The sequence below is a fragment of the Mycobacterium palustre genome (assembly GCF_002101785.1).
Lineage (GTDB): Bacteria > Actinomycetota > Actinomycetes > Mycobacteriales > Mycobacteriaceae > Mycobacterium > Mycobacterium palustre.
Genome location: NZ_LQPJ01000006.1, coordinates 1 through 3365, shown reverse-complemented (window position 1 = coordinate 3365; position 3365 = coordinate 1). Strand labels below are relative to the sequence as shown.

Genomic DNA, 3365 nt, shown 5'->3' with positions numbered 1-3365 from the left:
GGCGGGGGCGGCGCGTCGGGCGGCGGAAGGGCCACGTCACCCTCCGGCGGCAGCGGCAAGAACATGTGATGGGTGAATCCGGCCTGGTAGGCGCCTGGACCACCGATGCGCACCCCGCCGCGTTCGCCGCTGGACACCGACGTCCCGTCCGGCAGGGTCACCGCGGTGTGGCCACCGTTCCAGCCGATCACCAGGGCGTTCGGAGCGGTTCCGTATTGGGAAGCCCCGCGCCAACAGCGCGCCCTCCTCGTTGCCGGTGTTGAACCTGTTGCCGAAAATCGGCCGATCGGTCGCCGCGTTGGCGACCCACGAAGCAAGCCCGGAGCAATCGGTCCCCGCGGGAGAATCGCCACCCACGATATATGGCGCCCCGGAGACCTGATTGATAAGCGCCATCAGCGATGCAAGTACAACCATGGGCTGGCACGCTAGCAACGCCAATCATTCAGAGCCAAAATTTGTGGCCTTCGTCATGCACATTTGGTTTAATGGCGCCCGCCACATATCCAGCAAATTCTCTATTCAAAATGTGCTCGCCGAGGGCGGCGATGCGGATGGCCGGCCCGGGTCACGCGGAACACCGCCCGAGACCCGGAGCGGCTCAGCACCGTCGCCGTGCTGAGCCGGCAAGAAGGTTTCAGCCGCCGTCGCGAACGCGTTCGCTTTTGGCCACCTCGCGATCGATGTCGGCGGCCACGCCTCACCTCAGCGCCCGAACTTGGCGCGCGCCCCGTCCGTGACCGGAGTGAACAGGTTGACCAGGTTTCCGTCCGGGTCGCGGAACAGCAGCGCACGGTTGCCCCACGGCATGGTCGTCGGCGTCGTCACCACGTCGTCGAGGTTGTCGCGGAGCCGCGCGTAGTCGGCGTCCACGTCGTCGACCAGGAACTCGACGATCGCGCTGCGGTTGGCGGCCGGCTCGGCCGATCCCTCGCCGAACAGCGGGACCGTCTTGTCGCTACCGATGGCCAGGGTGCCGACCGGCGTCGGTATCTCGGCGAAGAGCTCGTTCGCCCATACCGCGGGCGTGCCGGTGACCAGCTCGTAGAAGGCGACGAGCCGGCCGACGTCGGCCGTGATGATGCGGGTCGAGACGAACTTCATGCGGTGCTCCTTGGGTAGGCGTCCCTCTGACCCGAGGAATGCTAGGGGCGCCCACCGACAAGCCGCCGGCACGCGACTAGGTCGGAGTCCAGACGCCGTTGTTCCAGAATCCCCAGTTGCCGGCGGTGGGATTCCACATCAGGTTCGCGCCGGGCGCCCACGCCGGTTGGGGTGGTTGCGGCGGCGCCCAGGGCGGCGGCGGGCCCCAGGGTCCCCAGCCCGCCGGACCAGACGGGGTGCCCGTACCCGGCCAGTCGTGGCAGCGGTTCCAGTCCCAGTCCTCGACCTTGCCCCAACCCGGGTTCCACGGATCGCCCGGACACCAGTGGGCGACCGGCGCCGGCGGCGGCGACGCGTTGACGGGGCCCGCGCCGCCGCCCAGCCCAATCGCCGACAGCACCAGCGCACCACCGGCCGACCGCCGAACCCAGGAGCCCCGTTTTCCACCCGTCATTTCCCAAGGATTTCCCGGGAGCTGAGTCAACGCAAGGCCCGTCTTGGCACCGTGGCAGGCGTACTACAGTTGCGCCCACACGATTTTCGTTTGCAGGTAGGTCTCCAGGCCCGCCTTGCCCGATTCGTATCCCCACCCGGACTGCTTGTACCCGCCGAAGGGCATAGAGTGGTCGAACTGCATTTGGCAATTCAGTCCGACGGTTCCGGCCTTGAGTCGCTTCGCAATCCGATGTGCGCGGCCTAGATTCGACGTCCACGCCGTGGCGGCCAATCCGTACGTCGTGTCGTTGGCCAGGGCGACGGCTTCGTCCTCGTCGTCGAACGGGATGACGCTGACGACCGGGCCGAAGATCTCCTCCTGGAACAGCCTGCTCGTGGTCGCGACGTTGGTGACGACGGTGGGGTGTACGAAATACCCCTTGCGGTCACGGCGATGCCCGCCGGTGACGAACTCCACCCCGTCCGACTTGCCCTGGTCGAGGTAGCCGAGGACGCGGTTGAGCTGCTTTTGGCTAATCAGCGGCCCGATGATGACGCCTTCTTCAGTCGGCCCGCCCTGCGGGAGGGTGTTCGCGATGTTGGCCAGCCCCTCCACGAACCGGTCGAACACGCTGCGCTGCACAAAGATTCGCGATCCGCACACGCACGCCTGCCCGGAATGGATGAAGGTGCCAAAGGCGGCCATCGGGATCGCGGACTTCAGGTCGGCGTCGTCGAACACCACGACGGGCGACTTGCCACCGAGTTCCAGCGTGACCTTCTTGAGATTGCTTGCGCCCGCGGCATGAACGATTTCCCTGCCCACTTCGGTCGAACCGGTGAAGGCAACCTTTTCGACGTCTGGGTGAGCGGTGATGGCCGCGCCGGCGGTGTGCCCGTAGCCGAGCAACAGGTTCGCGACCCCGTCGGGCACTCCGGCTTCGGTGAGGATTCGGTCGAGAACCAGCGCCGTAAGCGGCGTCTCCTCCGCGGGCTTGACGACGCTACTACAACCGGCGGCGAGCGACGGCGCGAGCTTGGCGCAGAAATTGAAGATCGGGCCGTTCCACGGAAAGATCAGCCCGACCACGCCGTAGGGCTCTTTGAGCGTGTAGGCATGCTGGTGCGAATCGATACCGGTGAGGCCGCCGGTGTGCACGTCGGCCGCGATCCCCTCGATCTTGGAGCACCAACCGGCGTAGTACCTGAAGAACTCCGCACTCACGGTCACCGTTCCCTGCGCTTGCGTTGGGGTCATGCCGGCGTTGAGGGACTCGAGCTTGGCGAGGACGTCAGCGTTTTCGTCGATCAATTCGCCGACCCGCCAGAGCACTTTGGCCCGCTCACTGGCGGGCAGCCCGTGCCAGACCCCGGATTCGAACGACTCCCTGGCGCGCGCGACGGCGTCGTTGACCGCCTCTGGGCCGCAGTCTTTGAATTCGGTGATCTGCTCCTCGGTCGAGGGATCGAACACCGGGATCGTGTCGCCGGTGCCGGGGCGTTTCTGAATCTCGTCCAATACCGTCTGCAGCTGCATTCCTGACCTTCCGTCGTCGGATGGGCGCCGAACCGAAAGTGCTGTGCATCTGCTTAGCATCGCTGCGACGGCGAGGTCAAGGAACGCAGGTGCGTACTAAACGAACATCCCGGCCCGCTCCGGCGGGGGTGTGAAGGGCGCTTGGCCTTGCGCTACAACCCGGCCCGGTCGCCGCGGTCGGCACAGTGCGGAGCCCGGAAGCGAGCCCTAGATGTACTCGGCCAGGACGTTGGTAGCAGGCGTGTCGGCTTGATGTGAGGAGAACCCCCGGGTGGGGTGTGGCGTGTCG

3 protein-coding genes and 1 pseudogene are annotated in these 3365 nt (G+C 66.5%); all 4 read right to left on the bottom strand.

The window, feature by feature from the left end; all coding sequences use genetic code 11:
• A pseudogene (locus AWC19_RS28725) lies at positions 1-417 on the bottom strand (peptidoglycan endopeptidase); the annotation flags it as partial.
• 288 nt (positions 418-705) lie between these two features.
• Positions 706-1104: a VOC family protein gene (locus AWC19_RS00605; RefSeq protein ID WP_085076171.1), complete on the bottom strand. Its 399-nt coding sequence runs from the start codon at positions 1102-1104 to the stop codon at positions 706-708.
• 76 nt (positions 1105-1180) lie between these two features.
• A complete protein-coding gene (locus tag AWC19_RS00600) occupies positions 1181-1558 on the bottom strand; it encodes an Mtp family mycobacterial-type pilin (RefSeq protein WP_085076170.1) in 378 nt (125 codons plus the stop codon).
• Positions 1559-1621: 63 nt separating this feature from the next.
• Positions 1622-3076: an aldehyde dehydrogenase family protein gene (locus AWC19_RS00595; protein WP_085076169.1), complete on the bottom strand. Its 1455-nt coding sequence runs from the start codon at positions 3074-3076 to the stop codon at positions 1622-1624.
• Positions 3077-3365: the final 289 nt, after the last annotated feature.

What these genes read in the sequence shown, in the direction of transcription:
- AWC19_RS00595 (WP_085076169.1), bottom strand. Translation starts at nt 3,076, where the DNA reads ATGCAGCTGCAGACGGTATTGGACGAGATTCAGAAACGCCCCGGCACC.
- AWC19_RS00600 (WP_085076170.1), bottom strand. Translation starts at nt 1,558, where the DNA reads ATGACGGGTGGAAAACGGGGCTCCTGGGTTCGGCGGTCGGCCGGTGGT.
- AWC19_RS00605 (WP_085076171.1), bottom strand. Translation starts at nt 1,104, where the DNA reads ATGAAGTTCGTCTCGACCCGCATCATCACGGCCGACGTCGGCCGGCTC.